Consider the following 18507-nt stretch of genomic DNA (forward strand, 5'->3'; position numbering starts at 1 on the left):
CGACCCAACGGATGAATCCACGGGGCCAACGTCTTGTTCTGCCGCGGATGGATTCGTTTGCGCACCACTGGATGCTCGTCCATATTGACGAGTCCGACTGTCACGGTCACTTGCCTCGGCCCTCCCTGAGCCACTGCCATGTCTGAGACGTCCCAGTTGCTCGCGGAGATTCTCACCGATCGCTACCGCATCGAACGCCAGATTGGCCAGGGCGGCATGGCCACCGTATACCTCGCCGAGGACCTCAAGCATGAGCGACAGGTGGCGCTCAAGGTGCTGCGGCCCGAGCTGGGCGCGGTGCTCGGCACCGAGCGGTTCCTCGCTGAAGTCAAGATCACGGCGCGCCTCGATCATCCGCATATCCTGACGCTCATTGATTCGGGCAGTGCGGGCGGGTTGTTGTACTACGTGTTGCCCTTTGTGCGCGGGGAATCGCTGCGCGATCTGCTGGACCGTGAACAGCAGTTGAGCCTCGAACAGGCGCTGGCCATCACGAAGCACATTGCGAGCGCGCTCGACTACGCGCATCGCAAGGGGGTCGTGCATCGCGACATCAAGCCCGAGAACATCCTGCTGCAGGAAGGCGAAGCGATGCTGGCCGATTTCGGTATCGCATTGGCCGTGCAGGAGTCGGGTGGCAGCCGTCTCACAGAGACGGGTTTGTCGCTGGGCACGCCGTACTACATGAGTCCCGAACAAGCCACGGGAGAGCGCGCCCTCGACGCACGCAGTGACTTGTATTCACTGGCGTCCGTGCTGTACGAGATGCTGGTGGGTGAGCCGCCAATCACGGGCAAGACCACGCAAGCCGTGATTGCCAAGCTGCTCACGGAATCGCCGATGCATGTGCGGACCGTGCGAAACACGGTGCCGGAGCATATCGACGCGGCAATTGCCAAGGCGTTGTCGAAAGTGCCGGCCGATCGCTTCACGTCGGTCGCCGATTTCAGTCGCGCACTCGAGGCGGCACCGGTGGCCGCCCCCAACGCCGTCGGAAACGCCGCGGCAATGCCATCAGCCCGTTCGCGTTCGCGCCCCGCGCTGATTGCGGCATCTCTGGCGGGCATTGCCGTTATCGGAACCGTTGGCTGGATGGCGGCGAACGGGAAATTCACGCGCGAAGACACGTCGGCCGCGCTGCGCGATCGCACGCAGCTCACGTTCACCGGCAAGATCAGTGCGCCCACGCTCTCCGCCGACGGCAAGCAACTGGCCTACTTCACGCGCGAATGCACTGGCGCCGACTGCCGCTACGCGCTGGACGTGCAGGATGTGGGCAGCACCACGACGCGCCGCGTGACGGAAGGGGCGACGGCCGCATACGCACTCGAGTGGAGCCCCGACCGCCGCAACCTGATGGTAAACGGCACGATTGGGGGGAAGTACGGCACCTTCATCGCGTCGGCCCTCGGGGGCGCGCCGCGCTTCCTCACGCCGGGCGCTGCGACATTCTATGCTGGCGGCGACTCGCTGCTGCTGGGACCGGCCGGCGCCTCAGAAACCAACTTCTATGTGCGCGTCGCGGGATTGGACGGCACCGTACGCGACAGCGTGCGGGTTCCCGGTCCCGGCGGCCTGCTGTCATCGCTGGTGTCCATTCCCGGCACCACGCGATTTGTAGCGCTGGTGATTCAACAGGCGCACGGGTTGTGGCAGGTGCTCGAACGGGACGGCACCGTGACCGACAAGCTGCTCAACTCCTGCACGTGTGGCGCCGCGGCATCGCGCGATGCGTTGTGGATGACGCGCGCCGGACCGACGGCGGCCGAAGCGGTGGTGCGAGTCGCCCTCGATCCATCCAACGGAAAGTTTTCGGCCCATCAGGATACGATTTACAGCGGCCGGTTCACCAACCTGTCGGTGACGGCCGATGGCACGCAGATGGCCGTCGATGATGGCAGCTATACGTTTTCCGTAATCGCGGGCAATCTGGCCGACCTGATGGCGGGCAAGGTGCCGGCTGGCGCACCGCTCATGCAGGCCTCCAATCGCGTCAGCGCGTTTGTCTCGCCGGATGGCGAACGATTGCTGATGCGACGCAGCGTGCCCACGCCCAATGGGGCCGATGAACTGCGCTATTCCATCGCGCCCTTCGCGGGCGGTGCCGAAACGCCGCTCAACCTGGCGGGGCAGGTGGTCGGCGCGCAGTGGTACGACTCGGTGACGGTGCTCGTTCGCTCGTTGAATTCCACCGGGTCACACCTTGCGCGCGTCGACATTCGCACTGGGTCGGCAAGTGGCGCCATCGACGTACCCGATTCCGTGCTTACCAGTGTGACCGCCCTGCCGAATGGCTGGGCGTGGATTCCCACTGCGCGCGACCGGGTGATTGTCGACGAGCGAGGCAAGCGACATGAGATTGCCAAGCCGGCGTGGTTCGACAACTTCTTGCAGGTGGATGCGTCGCCCGACGGATCACGCCTGGCCGTGGTCGGCTGGGGGCTTTCCACGGGCGATACCGTGCGTGTCGATGTGGTGCCGACCGCCGGCGGCGAGATGACGGCCTGGTCCCGATCGTTCGCCGAGACCGCCACTGCGAACTGGCTGGCTGACGGGTCGCTGGCGTTCACCGTCTGGAGCGGCACCGATGCGGCCGATATTCGTCAACTGACCGGCCCCGGCCAGGAGAAGCGGATTGGCGCGGTCGCCCATGTCGCGACGCAGATGACCCTGTCGAGTAACCTCAAGCGCGCGACCATCATGTGGCGCGACTACCGAGGCGACGCCTGGATGTATCGCGTGGTGAAGCCATGACCTTGTTCCGCGCGCGCCCCGAACGTTAAGTTCTTGGTGTGCAACGTCTGCGGACCACGGTCCGCAGGCTTCGCGGGCGTAATTCAGTTGGTAGAATGCCAGCTTCCCAAGCTGGACGTCGCCGGTTCGAGTCCCATCGCCCGCTCTTGATCACCTGAAATCAGTACAACACCATGGCGCCGCGCTTGCGGCGCCATTCGTGTGTGAGGACCACGAGCTCTCGCACACTCACGCCCCCGTCCCATCCGGGCCCACCGCCCGCTCGGCGCGAGCCAGCACCGACTGCGCGCGCCGTATCACCGGGCGATCCACCATCATGCCGTCAACCGCTACCGCGGCACCATCAGCCGCGGCTGCGGCCTCGAGCACGCGGCGGGCGTGGGCGATAGCCACTGCGCCTGGATGCATGGCTGCGTGCACCACAGGCACCTGACGGGGGTGAATGCACAGCTTGGCGCCGAAACCCTCGCGCATGGCGCGCCGGGTGGCATTGGCAAGTGCGGCATCGTCGTTCAGCGCAATCGTCACGCCGTCGACGGGCGCGGCCAACCCCGCCAATCGGGAGGCCAGCACGAGCTGGGCGCGATAGGGGGCCAGTTCCGTTTCATCGGCATCAGACTCGATGCCCAGATCGAGCTGGAAGTCGAGGCTGCCGAAGACCAGCTGCTGAACGCCCGGCACGGCGCCGATGGCCGTGGCGTTGGCGAGGCCTCGCGCGCTTTCGATCAACGGCCACAGGCCGACATCGGGGAGTGTGTCCAGATCGAATGGCTGCTCGCACTTGGGCAGCATGACACCATGCACGCCGATATCCCGTAGCGCCGACACATCGTCCTCGAACCACGGGGTCCCCCGCGCATTGACCCGTACGATGCGCAACGGACCATCGGTGACTACCGCATTCCGCAGCCACGCCACTACCGACTCGCGCGCCAACACCTTGTTGGACGCGGCCACGGCGTCTTCCAGGTCGAGCACAATGGCATCGGCACCGCTGGCGGCCGCCTTGTCGAAGCGCTCCGGTCGATCACCCGGTACGAACAGCAATGTGCGCACAATCATGACGCGCGCTCGCTCAACAGCGGCTCCACGCGCACCCAGTCGGCCATGGCCCAGATGCGCGCGATCGCCGAGGTCATCTCGACTTCGCTGGCCCCATCGGCGTACGCGGCAAGACCCCGCGCCTTGGTTTCGAGTTCGTGCCGGCTGAGCGTGTTCCCGGGATCGCCCTTCGGTTCGTCCACGCGACCATGCAACACGCGACCGTCCCTTGTGCGCACCGTGACCTTGCCGATCCAGCGCTGCGGATAGGCGCCATCAACCTCGGGGTCGAGCACCATGCGCACGGTGTCGCGCAACGCGACGACGCGCGCATCGCGATAGTGCGCATCAAACTCGGAGAGTCCGGCGCGATCGAACACGGCGATGAGGCCCAGCACGGTTCCCATCGAAAACTTGCCTTGATGAACAGTGCGAGGGTCGGTCACCTGTCCCAGCACATCAATGGCTCCCTGATGGACATGCGCCGTGACCTCGGCCACGTCTTCCGCGCGCAATCCGTGCGCACGCATCACCTGCTGCAGCGCATCGGCGGCGGGATGCGTGTGCCGGCACGATGCGTGGAACTTGAACGACGTTTCCGTGAGGGCCCATCGCTGTCCCAGCGCATCGGTCAACTTGCGCGCATCGGCGTCGGTGGACATGCCGGCCGCCATGCCCTGCGGTCCCTCGAGAATGTGCCGGGCACCGGTGAAGCCGTCGGCCGCGAGGTAGGCCGCCATCAGTCCGTTGGCGGCGGCCTTTGCCGTATGCAACTGCTTGCTGTCGGCCGCATCGCGCAAAAACTCCCACAGACCGGCGGCCTGCGTGCCGGCCGATCCGAATGCATGCAGCATCTGTTCGGCATTCAGGTTGAGCAACCGTCCAACGGCTGCGGCGGCCGCCACGGTGCCGGCGGTTCCAGTGGTGTGGAACACCTTGTAGTGCGACCGACCGAGGAATTCGCCGACGCGGATACCCACTTCGTAGCCAGCGACGGCAGCGGTCAGCAGGTCCCGGCCCGACGCGCCAATGGCCTGCGCCACCGCCAGCGCCGGTGGAAACACCACGGCAGCAGGGTGGAACACCGAGCCGTTGTGCACATCGTCCTGCTCAGCGATATGCGAGGCCGCGGCGTTGACCATCGACGCGAACAGCGGACTGCTCCGACCGCGCGAAATCAGCACCTCGGCGGCGCCCGCTGCGGGCACACTCACCGGGCCCATGGTTGCGGCAAACCGTGCCAGGCTCTGCACGGCGCGTGCGTTGCGACCGGCCAGCGTCGAGCCGAACCAGTCGAGGAACAGGTCTTCCGCGCGATGCACCACGTGCGCGGGGATCTGTTCGAATCGCAGATTCGCGGCGAACGTGGCCAGCACGACGCTGGGCGATTGAGAGTCAGTCATGAGCGCTCCACCGCGTTGTCAGGCATCAAAATGAACGCGGCAGTCCCAGAATATGCTCGGCCACATAACTGAGAATCAGGTTGGTGGAGATCGGCGCCACCTGGTACAGGCGCGTCTCGCGAAACTTGCGCTCCACGTCGTATTCGCACGCGAAACCGAAACCGCCGTGGAATTGCAGGCAGGCATTCGCCGCCTCCCAACTGGCCTTGGCCGCCAAATACTTGGCCATATTGGCCTGCGCGCCGCACGGAAGGTGCGCGTCGAACAGACGACAGGCTTCCCAGCGCATCAAGCTCGCCGCCTCGACTTCGATATGCGCCTCAGCGATGGGGAACTGCACACCCTGGTTCTGGCCGATCGGGCGGCCGAACACGACGCGCTCCTTGGCGTACTTGGTGACGCGATCGATGAACCAGTGGCCGTCGCCGATGCACTCGGCCGCGATCAGCGCCCGTTCGGCATTGAGTCCGTCGAGGATGTACTTGAACCCGTGGCCTTCCTGGCCGATCAGGTTCTCGACCGGAATCTCCAGGTTGTCGAAGAACAGCTCACAGGTTTCGTGATTCACCATGTTGCGAATCGGGCGCGCCGTCATGCCCTGGGCGAGCGCCGCCTTCACGTCAACGATGAAGATCGACAGGCCCTCGCTCTTCTTCGTGACATCGGCGAGTGGTGTCGTGCGGGCGAGCAGAATCATGAAATCGGAATGCTGCACCCGCGAGATCCAGACCTTCTGCCCGTTCACCACGTAGCGATCACCGCGCTTGACGGCCGACGTCGTGATTCGCGTGGTGTCGGTGCCGGTGGTAGGCTCGGTCACGGCCATCGACTGGAGGCGCCATTCACCCGAGGCGATGCGCGGCAGATAGTGCTGTTTTTGGGTCTTGCTGCCGTGCCGCAGGAGCGTGCCCATGTTGTACATCTGACCATGACACGCGCCCGAGTTGCCGCCGCAGCGGTTGATCTCCTCCAGAATCACCGATGCTTCGGCGAGCCCCAGGCCGGAGCCGCCGTATTCCTGCGGGATGAGCGCGGCCAGCCATCCGGCCTTCGTCAGTGCTTCGACGAAAGCCTGCGGGTACGCGCGCTCGTCGTCAACCTGTCGGTGGTATGCGTCGGGGAATTCGGCGCACAACGCCCGTACGGCCTCGCGGATGTCCTGATAGTCAGCGGTGTGCGTCATCGATCCCGGTGCTTAAGCGATGGTGGCCGACGCGTTCACGGCCACATGGCCGTGCGCATCGAGCGCCCAGAGGGTGAAATGCGTCGCACTGTCGGCACGACCATGCACGCTGAATGGCGCGGTGTCGAACAACGGACGCCGGGCCTTGAACGTGAACTCCCGCACGTCACACGCGGCGTGCTCGCGTCGCAGCAGATCCAGCAGCAACGTGGCCACCAGCGGTCCATGAACGACCAGGCCGGGATAGCCCTCGACCTCCATGGCGTGGCGGCGGTCGTAGTGGATGCGGTGACTGTTGAAGGTGAGGGCCGAATAGCGGAACAGCAGCACCGCGTCGGGAGTGATGACGCGGCTGAACATGGCTTCCGGCACGTCGGCCGCACTTGAGGGCGCGCTGCCGACTGCGCTTCCGGGTGTCGGCAGGTCGCGGTACACAAGGTCCTGCATTTCGCGAATCGCCAGCCCGCGCGGCGTATGAATCTCGTGCTGCACGGCAACAAAAAGGAGTCGGCCGGTAGAGCCTGATTTCTCGTTGATATCGGCAATGCGCGAGACACGTCGCACGGACTCACCAACGCGCGGCGCATGGTCGAACGTCAATCGGCTGCCCGCCCACATGCGTCGCGGCAGGTCGGCCGGCGGCAGGAAGCCGCCCAGCGGGGGATGACCGTCCGGCGCGAGCTCGCGCGTCAATTCCCGCGGCAGGAAGAACAGCCGATGCCAGAATGGAGGCAGCGGGTCACCCACACGCGGCACGGGATCCTGTCGGTCGAGCGTGGCAGACAGCGCGACCAGCGGCGCGATAGTGATCTCATCAGCCTGCTGCTCTTCGCGGCCGATCCATTCGCGCAGGTCGGCGCCGCCTGGTGCTTGGGTCATCACACGGCACCCGCCGCATGCAGCGCATCGATGCGCGCGCGGTCGCATCCCAGTTCGGCCAGCAGGGCATCGGTGTGCTGCCCCAACGCCGGCACCGCGTCCATTCGCGCCACGTAACAGCTGTTGGGTGCCGGCGGTCGCAACGCGGGAATCGGACCGGCCTCTGACTGCACCGTGGTCCAGCATTCACGTGCCAGCAGTTGCGGGTGTTGCCACAGATCGGCCGCGCTGTTGATGCGCGCCGTCGCGATGCCGGCGGCCAGCAGCCGCGCCTCGGCTTGCTGGACCGTCAGGCTGGCAAAGCACGACGTGATCAAGTCGTCGAGCAAGGCCCGGTGCTCTGTGCGCAGCGTGTTGTTCGCGAAGCGCGCGTCGTCGGCGATATTTGCGTCTTGCAATACGTCGGCACAGAAGCGCCTCCACTCGCGCTCGTTCTGCACCCCCAGCAGCAGCTGCTGGCCATCACCCGTTTGTGCCGGCCCGTACGGCGCGATGCTGGGATGCGAAGCGCCGCTCCGCGGAGCGGGCGCCTGTCCCGCGTGCGTGAAGTACATGGGGTTCCCCATCCACTCGGCCAGCGTTTCCAGCATTGATACGTCGATGCGCGAACCCTTGCCGGTGCGGCCGCGCAGCAGGAGTGCGTTGAGGATGGCGGCGTAGGCGTACATGCCGGCGCTGACGTCGGCGGCCGAGAAAGCCGGCTCTCGCAATCATCTCTCCGTCGCCAGTGGCCGCCACGAGACCGGCTTCGGCCTGCACCAGCAGATCGTAGGCCTTCCGGTTGCCGTAGGGGCCCACATCGCCGTAGCCGGAGATGTCGCAGACGATCAACGCGGGATGGCGTGCGTTCAACTGGTCGAACGTCAATCCCAGCCGGGCCGTCGCGCCAGGCGCCAGGTTCTGCACGAGCACGTCGGCGCGAGCGACCAGTGCCTCAAGCAGGGGTTGGGCCTCGGGGTGCTTGAGGTCCAAGGTGAGGCTCTCCTTGGATCGATTCGCCCAGACGAAGTAGGACGATTGCCCCAGCACGCGCCGATCATACGAACGGGCGAAATCTCCGACCTTGGGGCGCTCGATTTTGATGACGCGGGCACCCTGATCGGCCAGATGGCGTGTGCAAACCGGCGCCGAGACTGCATGTTCAAGCGCCAGCACCGTGATACCATCCAGGGGACGTAGTGACATCCGATAAGACTAGGAGCCGATGTGATGCAGCGCTACCAGATGTACATCGATGGCCAATTCTCGGACGGGAGCTCCGGCGAGTGGTTTGACAGCTACAACCCGTACACCGGCAACGTCTGGGGACAGATAGCGCGAGGCACTGCGGACGATGTGGATCGCGCCGTGAAGGCGGCGCACCGGGCATTCACCAGCGGCCCATGGCCGCAACTGACAGCCAGCCAGCGCGGGGCGCTGCTACGCCGCTTGGGCGACCTGATTGCGCGCGACGCGCGCAAGCTGGCGGAGTTCGAAGTCCGGGACAACGGCAAGTTGATCGCCGAGATGATGGGCCAGCTCAATTATCTGCCGCAGTGGTACTACTACTACGGCGGCCTCGCCGACAAGATCGAAGGGACGGTGGTGCCGCTGGACAAGAAGGGCTACTTCAACTTCACGCAGAATGAGCCGCTGGGTGTCGTCGTCGCCATTTCCCCGTGGAACTCGCCGCTGTTGCTGAGCTCCTGGAAAATCGCGCCGGCGCTCGCCGCCGGCTGCACGATTGTGCTCAAGCCATCCGAGTTCACGTCGGCATCGTCGCTGGAATTCGTCAAGTTGTTCGAGGAGGCCGGCTTTCCACCCGGCGTGGTCAACGTCGTCACGGGATTCGGCGGTGATGTCGGCGCGCCGCTGGTGGAGCATCCACTCGTGCGAAAGGTCGCGTTCACCGGTTCAGACAACACCGGGCGCGCGATCAACCAGCTCGCGGCCAAGCACTTCAAGCACGTAAGCCTGGAACTGGGCGGCAAGTCGGCCAACATTGTCTTTGCCGACGCCAACATCGACGATGCGGTGAATGGTGCGGTCTCCGGAATCTTTGCGGCCACCGGCCAGACGTGCATCGCCGGGTCGCGCCTGCTGCTGCAGGACAGCATCCATGACCAGTTCGTCGACCGACTGACGGCATTGGCGCGCACGGCGCGCATGGGCGATCCCATGAGCACGGAGACGCAGGTTGGCCCGATCACGACGCGGCCGCAGTACGACAAGGTGCTGAGTTACATCGACATCGCGAAGCAGGACGGCGCCGAGCTGCTACTGGGTGGCGTCCCCGCGACGCGCCCCGAATGCGGCACGGGGTGGTTCATCGAGCCGACCATCTTCTCGGGTGTGCGGAACAGCATGCGCATTGCTCAGGAGGAGGTGTTCGGGCCCATTCTCTCGATCATCAAGTTCACCGACGAGGATGATGCGGTGGCGATTGCCAACGATTCCCGCTTCGGGCTCGGTGCCGGCGTGTGGACCAGCGACATCGGTCGTGCGTTCCGCATGTCCGAGCGGATCCAGGCCGGCACGGTGTGGGTGAACACCTATCGCGCATTGAGCTATCTGTCGCCGTTTGGCGGATACAAGGACTCGGGGATGGGGCGGGAGAACGGCATCGCGGCCATTCGCGACTTCCTGCAGGTCAAGAGCGTCTGGATCAACACCGGCGCGGTAAGCGCCAATCCCTTCACGATGCGGTGAGAGGTCCACGCCCGCACGCATAACCGGTCGCGACGCATTCCTGCGACTGCTGATCGACGAGGGCGTGACGCATCTGTTCGGCAATCCCGGCACCACTGAACTGGCGATCATGGAGGCCGTGCCGCGCTTCCCGCAGCTCACGTATGTGCTGGGACTGCAGGAGTCGGTGGTACTTGGCATGGCGGACGGATTCGCCCGCGCGTCGAAGCGGCTCGCCGCCGTCAATTTGCATTGTGCCCCCGGTCTCGGGCACGCCATGGGTGCGCTGTACAGCGCCAAGTTCTCGGGCTCCCCGCTCATCGTCACGGCCGGCCAATACGAAGTCGGCTACGGCCTGCAGGAGCCCTTGTTGTATGAACCGCTGGTGCCGCTCGCACAGCCGCTGGTGAAGTGGGCGGTCGAAGTGACGCGCATCGAGGATCTGCCTCGGATTGTTCGACGGGCCGCGAAGATCGCGCTGACACCCCCCATGGGACCGGTGTTCATCAGCTTGCCCGGCAATATTCTGGATGACGAAGCGGAACTCGACCTGCGCGGCGCAACACGCGTCGATGCCGCGACGCGTCCCTCCGATGAGTCGCTGGTTCGCCTCGCCGAGACACTGCTCGCCGCCGAACAGCCGGTGATGATCGCGGGCCGTGAAGTGGCCAATCGGCAGGCGTTTGACGAGGCGGGGGAACTGGCGACGTTGCTTGGCGCGGCCGTGTACCAGGAGCCGGTCCCGTACAACGCGCGCTTCCCGTCCGAGCATCCGATGTGCATGGGTGACCTGACACGAAACCAGCGACAGGTGAGGGCAACGCTCGAGCCACATGATCTGTTGCTGTGCATCGGTGCCGACCTGTTGCGCATGTCGCCGTTCAGCCCGGTGGATCCGCTGCCGGACCACCTGCCCGTCGTGCACATCACCGAACGCGACTGGGAACTTGGCAAGAACTATCACACCGCCTTCGCGATCCGTGCCGATGTGAAGGAGACCTTGCGGTCCCTGCTGCCCGTGCTGCGAGCGCGGCGCACACCAGAGCAGGCGCGCAACGCCGCACAACGCGTGGCGGCGCTGGCTTCACGCAACTGGCAGGCGCTGCGCGAGCGGGCGCGCGTAGAAGTGAGCGCGACAGCATCGCGTCGTCCAATCGATCCGCGCTGGCTCATGATGTGCATCGTGGACGCGCTGCCGGACCACGGCATCGTGGTCGAGGAAGCGCTGACCGCCTGGCCGGCCCTGGCCAGTCTATTGTCGATGCGGGATGCGAACAGTTTCTACGGCTTGGCCAGCGGCGGACTGGGCTTTGCGATGCCGGGTGCTATCGGGATCAGTCTCGCGCAGCCGGGTCGCCCAGTGGTGGCGACCATCGGCGATGGCAGCGCGATGTATGGCATCCAGGCGCTGTGGACGGCCGCGCACCTGCGACTGCCGATCACCTACGTGATCATCAACAATCGCAGTTATCGGATCATCAAGGAACGCCTGTTGGCCAACCGCCACTCGCACCAGTTTGTCGGCATGGAGCTGCACGATCCGCCGATTGATTTCGTGGCGCTGGCCAACGGATTCGGCATGCAGGCCTGCCGGGTTTCTGATCCCGCAGCGATCGACCGCGCGCTGCGAGCGGCCATTGGCAGCGGTGGTCCAAACCTGATCGAGTGCGTGGTTGATGACGGTTTCGGCAATGCCGATGGCGTGGTCGCCGCCAGCTGACGTTGTCGCGAATTCCGAGTGCCCCCGTTCCTTCGACAGGGACCGGGCGCCTACGATCCCTCCCCAAGGACGGCCCGGATCCCCTTCAGGATCTCCTCCACCGTTGCCTCGTACGGCAACTCCAGTCGCACGCGCCCCTGCTTGTCCAGCACGTACAGCGAGGTGGAGTGCGATACCGTGTACTTGGCCACCGACGTGGGCGTTGGCACGATCTCGTAGCTGGCGCCAAACAACGCAACCACCGTGTCGATCTCCGCTTTGGTACCCGTGAGGCCCAGCGCATCCAGTTTGAAGCTCTTCAGGTCTTCCTTCAGCACCTCTGGGGTGTCGCGCTCAGGATCGACCGAGATGTATAGCGTCTTGATCTGTGAGCGATCGTCACCCAATCGGTTCGACACCGTCGAGAGCTTCGACAGCGTGATCGGGCAGAAGTCGGGGCACATGCTGTAGCCAAAGAACACCAGAACCACCTTGCCCCGCAGCGTGGACAGTTCGAAGTGCTCCTTGTTGTGATCGGTCAGCGCAAAGTCGCCGCCGATAGACAGCACGGGCAGCGCATCGCCCACCGATTTGGCCGTGCATGAGACCGCCGTTGCGGCGACGAGCCCCGAGAGCATGACCGACGTGATTCGCCTCGCGAGACTCACTTCATCCCCTCCATCTTGCGAACCGGCGCGGCGACGATGGTCTTGGTGCCATCGTCGAGCGTCAGCGTGATTCGCAGGGTGTCACCGGCCACGGGCTGCTTCTTGAGGCCGAACATCATGATGTGCAGACCACCCGGCTTGAGCTCCGTCTTGCCATTGGCCGGCACGTCGATGGTCTTGACGGGCGACATCTTCATCATGGCGCCGTCGCGAACCATCTCGTGCAGTTCCACCGTCTCGGCGGCGTCACTGGATGCGCTGACGATGGCGCGTTTCGTCGTGCCAGCGTTCTCGATCACGAGAAACGCCGCCGTCGTCTTGCGACTCGCGGCCGGCTCGCGCACCCACGCATCGCGCACGGTCACAGGCGCAGTCTGCGCATGCAGCGCGCCGCCGAAGACGGCAGGAAGGCACAACGCTGCCGCGACGATGGCGACAGTGAACCGGAGATGGATGGATCGGTTGGTATTGGTCATGGAATTCTGTTGGTTGATGGTGTTGAATCGCGAACGGATATGACATAGAGCGCGAGCGATTGACGCTCACGTGCGCTGAGATGCCCAAAGGCCGGCATCTGTGTGGCGTCGCCCACGCCGCGGAGAATCGTTTCGGCGATGGCGCTGACGTCCGTGCCATTCTTGAAGGCGGCAGCGTTTCGGAAATCCCGCGGTGGTGGACTGAGCGTCTTGCCGATGGGGCCGTCGCCGTGTCCGTTCAGTCCGTGGCAGCTGACGCACCCATTGCCCGTGTACAGCTCGCGGCCCATCGCCACCGTGGACGACTCCGGTGGTGCGCAGGCGAACAGGCCCAGCGCGGTGGCCAGCCACCATCCCGAAGGCGTGAGACGCGTCATCACTTCCTGACGGCCTTGGGCACTTGCGTCAACGCGAACGGATCGACGCCGGCATCCTCGTGCCATTCGTACTCCAGGCTCCGGGCCAGCAGCCGAGCGCGATCCTTGCCGTACAGTTTGGCCACCAGGCCCAGGGCCATGTCGGTGCCGGCGGATACACCGGACGACGTCAGGAGCTTCCCGTCATCCACCCAACGCGCTTTCACAATCCAATCGACGTCCGGATCCTCATCCACCGCCATCGAGAAGTACGCCTTGTTGGAGGTGGCTTTGTGGCCTTTCAAGATGCCGGCTTTGGCCAACAGTGCCGAACCGGTGCACACGGAGGTGGTGATCTCCGTGCGCTTGTGCTGCGCGCGCAGGTAGTCGAGAAACACGGGATTCTGCAACTCCGTTCGCGTGCCAATTCCGCCCGGCACCATCATGATGTCGAGGGGAGGAGCCGTTTCGAACGAAAAGTCGGCCACCGTTGAGACTCCCTGCGCCGAACGCACCGGGCCCGCCGTCTGTGCGATCATCACCACCTTGAACTCCGACACGTACGACCACATCTCCACCGGACCGAACACATCGAGCACTTCGAAACCGGGATACAACACAATGCCCAGAGTCTTCTTGGCCGGCGCGGATGACGACACCGAAGCCAGGCTCGCGATCGCAACAGAGGATTTCACCCGCGGATCGAGTGCCGCGCGGACGTAGCCCGCACGTCCTTCGCTCTTGTGCGCCAGATACTCGGTAACGTTGGAAACGCCATCCCCGTCCGCATCGCCATCAAAGGCGAGGAAGCGCGTCAGTGCCAACGCCAGTGCATAATCGCCCTTGAGTGGCGCGCCGAACGTGGTGGACATTTCGTTGTAGGCGGCAAACGAGCCTTTGCCCAGCATGCTGTAGCCCGCCGCCACCGTGACGGCAGTTGGATAGGTACCAACGAGTTGTTTGAAGTCCACCGTCGCCGAGGCCTGCGCCTGCAGGAACGCGGCGCGAACCGCACGAAAACTCACCCCGCCCGACGAGCTGAGATCGACTGATGGGTTGGCGAGAATGGCCGACACCAACGCCATTTCGTCCGCGTCCAGCACGCCGTTCCCCTTGCTGGTGACGTCGAGATTGGCGTCAGTGGTATTGGGCGCAAAACCCAGCCCCTTCATCGCCAAATCATAGTCGACCACGATTGGCGTGGGCGTCTGTGCGGCAAGGCAATTCGGGAAGGCCGACGCGGTGAACGCCAAGGCGAACACGGTGCCGATGCAGGTCCTCATGGCTTGGTGCCAACGGTGAAGCCAAATACTCCGTTCACAACATGACCATCCTTGGACATCGCCTTCCATGTCACCTTGTATGCACCCGGTGCGAGTGGCGTTGGAATCGCTGCCACCACCGGCGCGTTCTTCGTGGCTGCGCTCGTTAGCGCCGCAAGCGTTACGGTCATGCCGGCCGCGGTTTCGAGCTGGATCTTCGTGGCGGGAAGTTCAACCGCTTCGGAGAGCCAAAGACGAATCGCGTCAGGCGATGTCGTCAGCGTTGTGTCGGCGCTCGGCGAAGATTTGAGCAACTTGAGGTGTCGCATCGCGGCGCCTGGGGTGGCCGCGAACGAGAGCATGACCATGAGAGCCACCAGTACCACGCTCGTACGGGAGTGCGCGCGGGCGCGGAGGTTGGTCAGTACGCGTGTCATCATTTGGTCGTCCAGGGACGTCATGCACATAGAAGCGGAAATCGCTGGCGACCACCGAGGCGCGCGAGGTTCCGACGCCCGCGTACCGCGTACCGCAACGGAACACCGCCGAGTCAACCATGGCGCGGAATCGCACGGTGATTGGCACCAGGGAATCAGCGCGTGCCACCAGGGCGGGCGTCGCCGTTGCGGTGGTGGCGATCGCCGCCGACAGCGACGAGACGAGCAGGGCGGGGAAGGCGAGGGACAAAATACGCGCACGGCGGCGCGGCGATGGATGAGTCATGAGGAGTGGTGACATTAGGTGGTCCGGGTTGGCTTTCGAATCGCCTCCATTGCGTCAGGCCCGACGCAATGGAGACACAACCGACTGGAGGCAAACAGGCGCCGGTTGCTGCAGCATCCGAATGACGAAAAGGGGGATCTCCACACCAGACACCGCACACAACGCGTCACAACCGTGCTGTCCGCCCAGAGCGCGAGCAGCGCAAAGGCAAGACGCACGCACGAAGTGCGCGAATTTCAGCGGCTGGATTGTGGGGCCGACCGTGAGGTCGGCAGGGTCAGGTGCGCGCGCTGACCGGAGGTGCGATGGCGAACGGCAGAACGAAGTCGCCCCGAACAGACACGTAGCTCGTCTGCGCCTGAGGATTGGACGGCTCGGCGGCCGCCTCCACGATCGCCACCAAAGGCGCGACGACTCCCGGCAGTGCCGCGACGCTTGCGCAGCAATGGGCAAGGCAGTCACAAGTATGACGCGGATTGTCAGGATTGCCCGGAACGGCCGGCGCGGCATCGGGAGTCCCCATCCCTTCGTGCGCCATGTCCGCCTGCTGCCCGTGCATCACGTGCGCCGCGGTCGAAACTCCGCCCTGCACAGCCTGATGCGCCGCACCGTGCCCGCCCATTGGGCACGGCATGGCAACCGGTCGGGCGGCGACAATGCCGCACCATACCAGCGCCGCCAGAGCGTTCATCAGCCGGGACCCGCGCAATCGCTTCATGCCACCGGTAGCCTACCTTGCGCCGCACACCGGTGTCAAGGACGGCCCTTGACCGCTACGCATCCGGCAGCTCCGTGCCCCAAATTGAGCAGATGCTATCCGCCACTCTCTTTGCTGCCGCCGTTGCCGCTGCCGTCCCCACCCCCGACAGCATCGTCTACCCGGTCATCAACCACGACCGAACCGCCGGCTCGATGACGGTCCGCCGAAGTGGCGATACGGTCACGGTGCGTTACGTGTTCACCGACCGCAATCGCGGCACGCGCACGTTTGTCCGCTACCTCACTCGGCAGGGCCGCATCGTCAGCACCGAAATTCGACCCGTGCTGGCCGACGATCGTCTGGGCGAACCGTCCATGCGCCTGGAGATGGCCGGTGACTCGGTGCGCCGATGGACGCCGGCCGCTACCTCAACGGAAGTGCGCAGAGCGGACACCTACTATGGCGTGAGCGCGACGCCATATGACCAGGTCCTGCTGGCGAAACAGTTGCTGAGCGCCCGGACGCACACGATGCGCCTCGCGAATGGGGATTCGTCGCGGCTGGAGATTCTGCGCACCGTCACTGTGCGCGCGACGCGCGGGGCACAGATCGTGCGCCTGGTGGCCATTTACCGAGGCACATCCACCACGCCACAGGTGCTCTGGCTGGATGCACACGACGACTTGTTCGTGACCGACGTAGGCTGGTTCATGACCGTCAAGCCGGGCGCGCTATCCGCTTTGCCGCAATTGCGTCGTGTGGAGATGCAGTACCGCGACGCGCAGGCCGAGTCCCTCAATGCGCGCGTGATGACGCGTGCCGGCTCTGCCATTGCCATCAGGAATGGCGACTTGTTCGACAGCGAAACAGGCACCATGCGTCCGCGCACCACGGTCATTGTGCGCGGAGATCGCATAGTCGCCGTGGGGCCCGACGACACGACACCAACCCCTGCCGGCGCCACCGTCATCGATGCCACGGGCAAGACTATCTTGCCCGGCATGTGGGACATGCATGGTCACCTGCAGCTCACCAGCCAGAACTCCGGCAGCCTGATGCAACTGATGACGGGCATTACCACCGTGCGCGACCTGGCGGCCGATCTCGACGTGGCCGTTTCGCAGCGCGATCGCGCCCAGGCCGGTCGCATTGCGGCACCGCGCGCCGTCCTGGCCGGATTCATGGAGGGTCCGCTCAAATGGGCGGGGCCGAGCGCCACCTTGGTGAGTACCGAAGCTGAGGCACGCGCGTGGGTGGCCCGCTACGACTCGCTGGGTTACAAGCAGATCAAGCTGTACAACGTACTGCATCCCGATCTGGTGCCCACCATTGCCGCTGAGGCGCACGCGCGGGGCATGCGTTTGAGCGGGCACATTCCCCGCGGACTCACCGTGGAAGCGGCCATCCGGCTTGGATTTGACGAAGTCAATCACGCCGCCTTTCTGTTCTCCACGTTCTATCAGGATTCGCTGTACGTCCCCGCCATGCGCGCGTATTCCGCCGTGGCATCGGCAGTGGCGGCCAATATCGATGTCGACGGCAAGCCAATGACCGACCTCATCACACTGCTCAAGGCCAAAGGCACAGTCATTGATGGCACGTTTGCCGTGTGGGTGCAAAGCGCCGGCACCGGCATTGCGCAGTCAGTGGGCGCCGGCGTGTCCGCCGATGTGGCGAAAGCCGACGCCAACTACCTGCGCTTGCTGAAACGTTTGTATGATGCCGGCGTAACATTGGTGCCGGGCACTGACGCGTTCGGCAGCACGTCTTTCGATACCGAACTGGAGATGTATGAGAAAGTGGGCATTCCCGCCGCGAGCGTCCTGCAGATGGCCACGATTGTGTCAGCGCGCGTGATGAACGACGAGAAAGACTACGGCAGTGTGTCGGTAGGCAAGGTCGCCGATTTGTTCATCGTGAACGGGAAGCCACAGGAGCGCATCAGCGATGTGCGCAAAGTCGAACACGTGATCCGGGGCGGACGCCTGTACAACACGGCGACGTTGCAGCAGGCCCTCGGCACGCGAGGCCAGTAGTGCACACCAGTGTGCCTAAGCGAATGCCGCTGCTGGTCGGTGCCGCGCTGCTGTTGCTCGGCGCGAAATGTGGCAGGACGTCGAGAGCGCCAGCGCAGGGCACGGGGCCAGCGAAGCCATCCGCTAGCGGCGCGAGCGCAGTGCCGGTGGTCACCGCCGCCAAGGCCCCTGTTGCTGTCAAAGAGGCGCCAGATCTTCAAGCGGACTCCGCCGATCAGGTCATGTACGGCGTGCGAGCCGTGCTCACCGACGCGAGTGTGACTCGCGGCCTGCTGCTCGCCACTCGGGGGCTGGCCTTCGAGGACGGCACTCGACTGGAGCTACGGAGTCCGTCGGTGACCCTGGTGAACGCGCTGGGTGTGAAGGGCGCCGTGATCACCGCCAACACCGGCACGTATTTGCTGCGCAAAGGCCGTTTCGAAGCGCGCGGCCACGTGGTGGTAACCCGCAAAGACGGAAAGCGACTGGAAAGCGAACGGATTGTGTTCGATCTCGCGCGCAACCTGTTGAGTGGCGACAGCGGAGCGATGTACAGCGACTCGACGACCAAACGGAAAACCCCTGTCGCTGCGTTTGAGCTGGATCCCAACCTTGCGGAGCCAGTAAAACTGAAAGCGAAACCAGCTGTGAAGCCCAACACCACCAAGCCGTCGCGCTAAC

The 18507-nt window shown here is 64.7% G+C and carries 15 protein-coding genes, 1 tRNA gene and 1 pseudogene; 6 read left to right on the top strand and 11 right to left on the bottom strand.

The window, feature by feature from the left end; translation table 11 throughout:
- Nucleotides 1-138 precede the first annotated feature (138 nt).
- Nucleotides 139-2754 carry a serine/threonine-protein kinase gene (locus tag IPP90_20495; GenBank protein ID MBL0173027.1) on the top strand — a complete coding sequence of 872 codons (2616 nt, stop codon included), beginning with the start codon at nucleotides 139-141 and terminating at the stop codon, nucleotides 2752-2754.
- A gap of 72 nt (nucleotides 2755-2826) precedes the next feature.
- Nucleotides 2827-2899: transfer RNA gene (locus IPP90_20500), tRNA-Gly, on the top strand.
- Between the two features lie 83 nt (nucleotides 2900-2982).
- On the opposite strand, the gene IPP90_20505 is transcribed toward IPP90_20500, so the two are convergent.
- The 5 genes and pseudogenes from IPP90_20505 to IPP90_20525 form a co-directional block, all read right to left on the bottom strand.
- The gene (locus tag IPP90_20505) at nucleotides 2983-3816 is read right to left on the bottom strand and encodes a CoA ester lyase (protein MBL0173028.1); all 834 of its coding nucleotides are present in this window, start codon (nucleotides 3814-3816) and stop codon (nucleotides 2983-2985) included.
- Nucleotides 3813-5198 carry an MmgE/PrpD family protein gene (locus IPP90_20510; protein ID MBL0173029.1) on the bottom strand — a complete coding sequence of 462 codons (1386 nt, stop codon included), beginning with the start codon at nucleotides 5196-5198 and terminating at the stop codon, nucleotides 3813-3815. The genes IPP90_20505 and IPP90_20510 overlap by 4 nt, the downstream gene beginning before the upstream one ends.
- Nucleotides 5199-5223: 25 nt before the next feature.
- Entirely contained in the window at nucleotides 5224-6381 is a 1158-nt protein-coding gene (locus tag IPP90_20515; GenBank protein ID MBL0173030.1) for an acyl-CoA/acyl-ACP dehydrogenase, read from the bottom strand.
- Between the two features lie 12 nt (nucleotides 6382-6393).
- Nucleotides 6394-7260, bottom strand: a complete 867-nt coding sequence (locus IPP90_20520; protein ID MBL0173031.1) for a MaoC family dehydratase N-terminal domain-containing protein — start codon at nucleotides 7258-7260, stop codon at nucleotides 6394-6396.
- Nucleotides 7260-8445: pseudogene (locus IPP90_20525) on the bottom strand (CoA transferase). The gene IPP90_20520 and the pseudogene IPP90_20525 overlap by 1 nt, the downstream one beginning before the upstream one ends.
- 24 nt (nucleotides 8446-8469) lie before the next feature.
- Here IPP90_20525 and IPP90_20530 point away from each other — a divergent pair.
- Nucleotides 8470-9948: an aldehyde dehydrogenase gene (locus IPP90_20530; GenBank protein MBL0173032.1), complete on the top strand. Its 1479-nt coding sequence runs from the start codon at nucleotides 8470-8472 to the stop codon at nucleotides 9946-9948.
- Nucleotides 9929-11647 (top strand): thiamine pyrophosphate-binding protein, encoded by a 1719-nt coding sequence (locus IPP90_20535; protein MBL0173033.1) that lies wholly within the window; start codon nucleotides 9929-9931, stop codon nucleotides 11645-11647. Before IPP90_20530 ends, IPP90_20535 begins: the two co-directional genes overlap by 20 nt.
- A gap of 50 nt (nucleotides 11648-11697) precedes the next feature.
- Here the strand turns inward: IPP90_20535 and IPP90_20540 are convergent, their stop codons facing one another.
- From IPP90_20540 to IPP90_20565, 6 genes are all read right to left on the bottom strand, one after another.
- Nucleotides 11698-12294, bottom strand: coding sequence for an SCO family protein (locus IPP90_20540; GenBank protein MBL0173034.1), 597 nt, complete (start codon nucleotides 12292-12294; stop codon nucleotides 11698-11700).
- A complete protein-coding gene (locus IPP90_20545; protein ID MBL0173035.1) occupies nucleotides 12291-12770 on the bottom strand; it encodes a copper chaperone PCu(A)C in 480 nt (159 codons plus the stop codon). The genes IPP90_20540 and IPP90_20545 overlap by 4 nt, the downstream gene beginning before the upstream one ends.
- Nucleotides 12767-13147, bottom strand: coding sequence for a cytochrome c (locus IPP90_20550; GenBank protein ID MBL0173036.1), 381 nt, complete (start codon nucleotides 13145-13147; stop codon nucleotides 12767-12769). The genes IPP90_20545 and IPP90_20550 overlap by 4 nt, the downstream gene beginning before the upstream one ends.
- On the bottom strand, nucleotides 13147-13998 hold the full coding sequence (locus tag IPP90_20555) for a DJ-1/PfpI family protein (GenBank protein MBL0173037.1): 852 nt from the start codon (nucleotides 13996-13998) through the stop codon (nucleotides 13147-13149). The genes IPP90_20550 and IPP90_20555 overlap by 1 nt, the downstream gene beginning before the upstream one ends.
- 407 nt (nucleotides 13999-14405) lie before the next feature.
- Nucleotides 14406-14828 carry a copper resistance protein CopC gene (locus IPP90_20560; GenBank protein ID MBL0173038.1) on the bottom strand — a complete coding sequence of 141 codons (423 nt, stop codon included), beginning with the start codon at nucleotides 14826-14828 and terminating at the stop codon, nucleotides 14406-14408.
- Nucleotides 14829-15388: 560 nt separating this feature from the next.
- A complete protein-coding gene (locus tag IPP90_20565; GenBank protein MBL0173039.1) occupies nucleotides 15389-15802 on the bottom strand; it encodes a hypothetical protein in 414 nt (137 codons plus the stop codon).
- 119 nt (nucleotides 15803-15921) lie between these two features.
- Between IPP90_20565 and IPP90_20570 the strand changes: the two genes are divergently transcribed.
- Both IPP90_20570 and IPP90_20575 read left to right on the top strand, forming a co-directional pair.
- Entirely contained in the window at nucleotides 15922-17847 is a 1926-nt protein-coding gene (locus IPP90_20570; protein ID MBL0173040.1) for an amidohydrolase family protein, read from the top strand.
- A gap of 11 nt (nucleotides 17848-17858) precedes the next feature.
- Nucleotides 17859-18506 (top strand): hypothetical protein, encoded by a 648-nt coding sequence (locus IPP90_20575; GenBank protein MBL0173041.1) that lies wholly within the window; start codon nucleotides 17859-17861, stop codon nucleotides 18504-18506.
- The last annotated feature ends 1 nt before the right edge of the window (nucleotide 18507 follow it).

It is taken from the genome of Gemmatimonadaceae bacterium (assembly GCA_016720905.1).
GTDB lineage: Bacteria > Gemmatimonadota > Gemmatimonadetes > Gemmatimonadales > Gemmatimonadaceae > Gemmatimonas.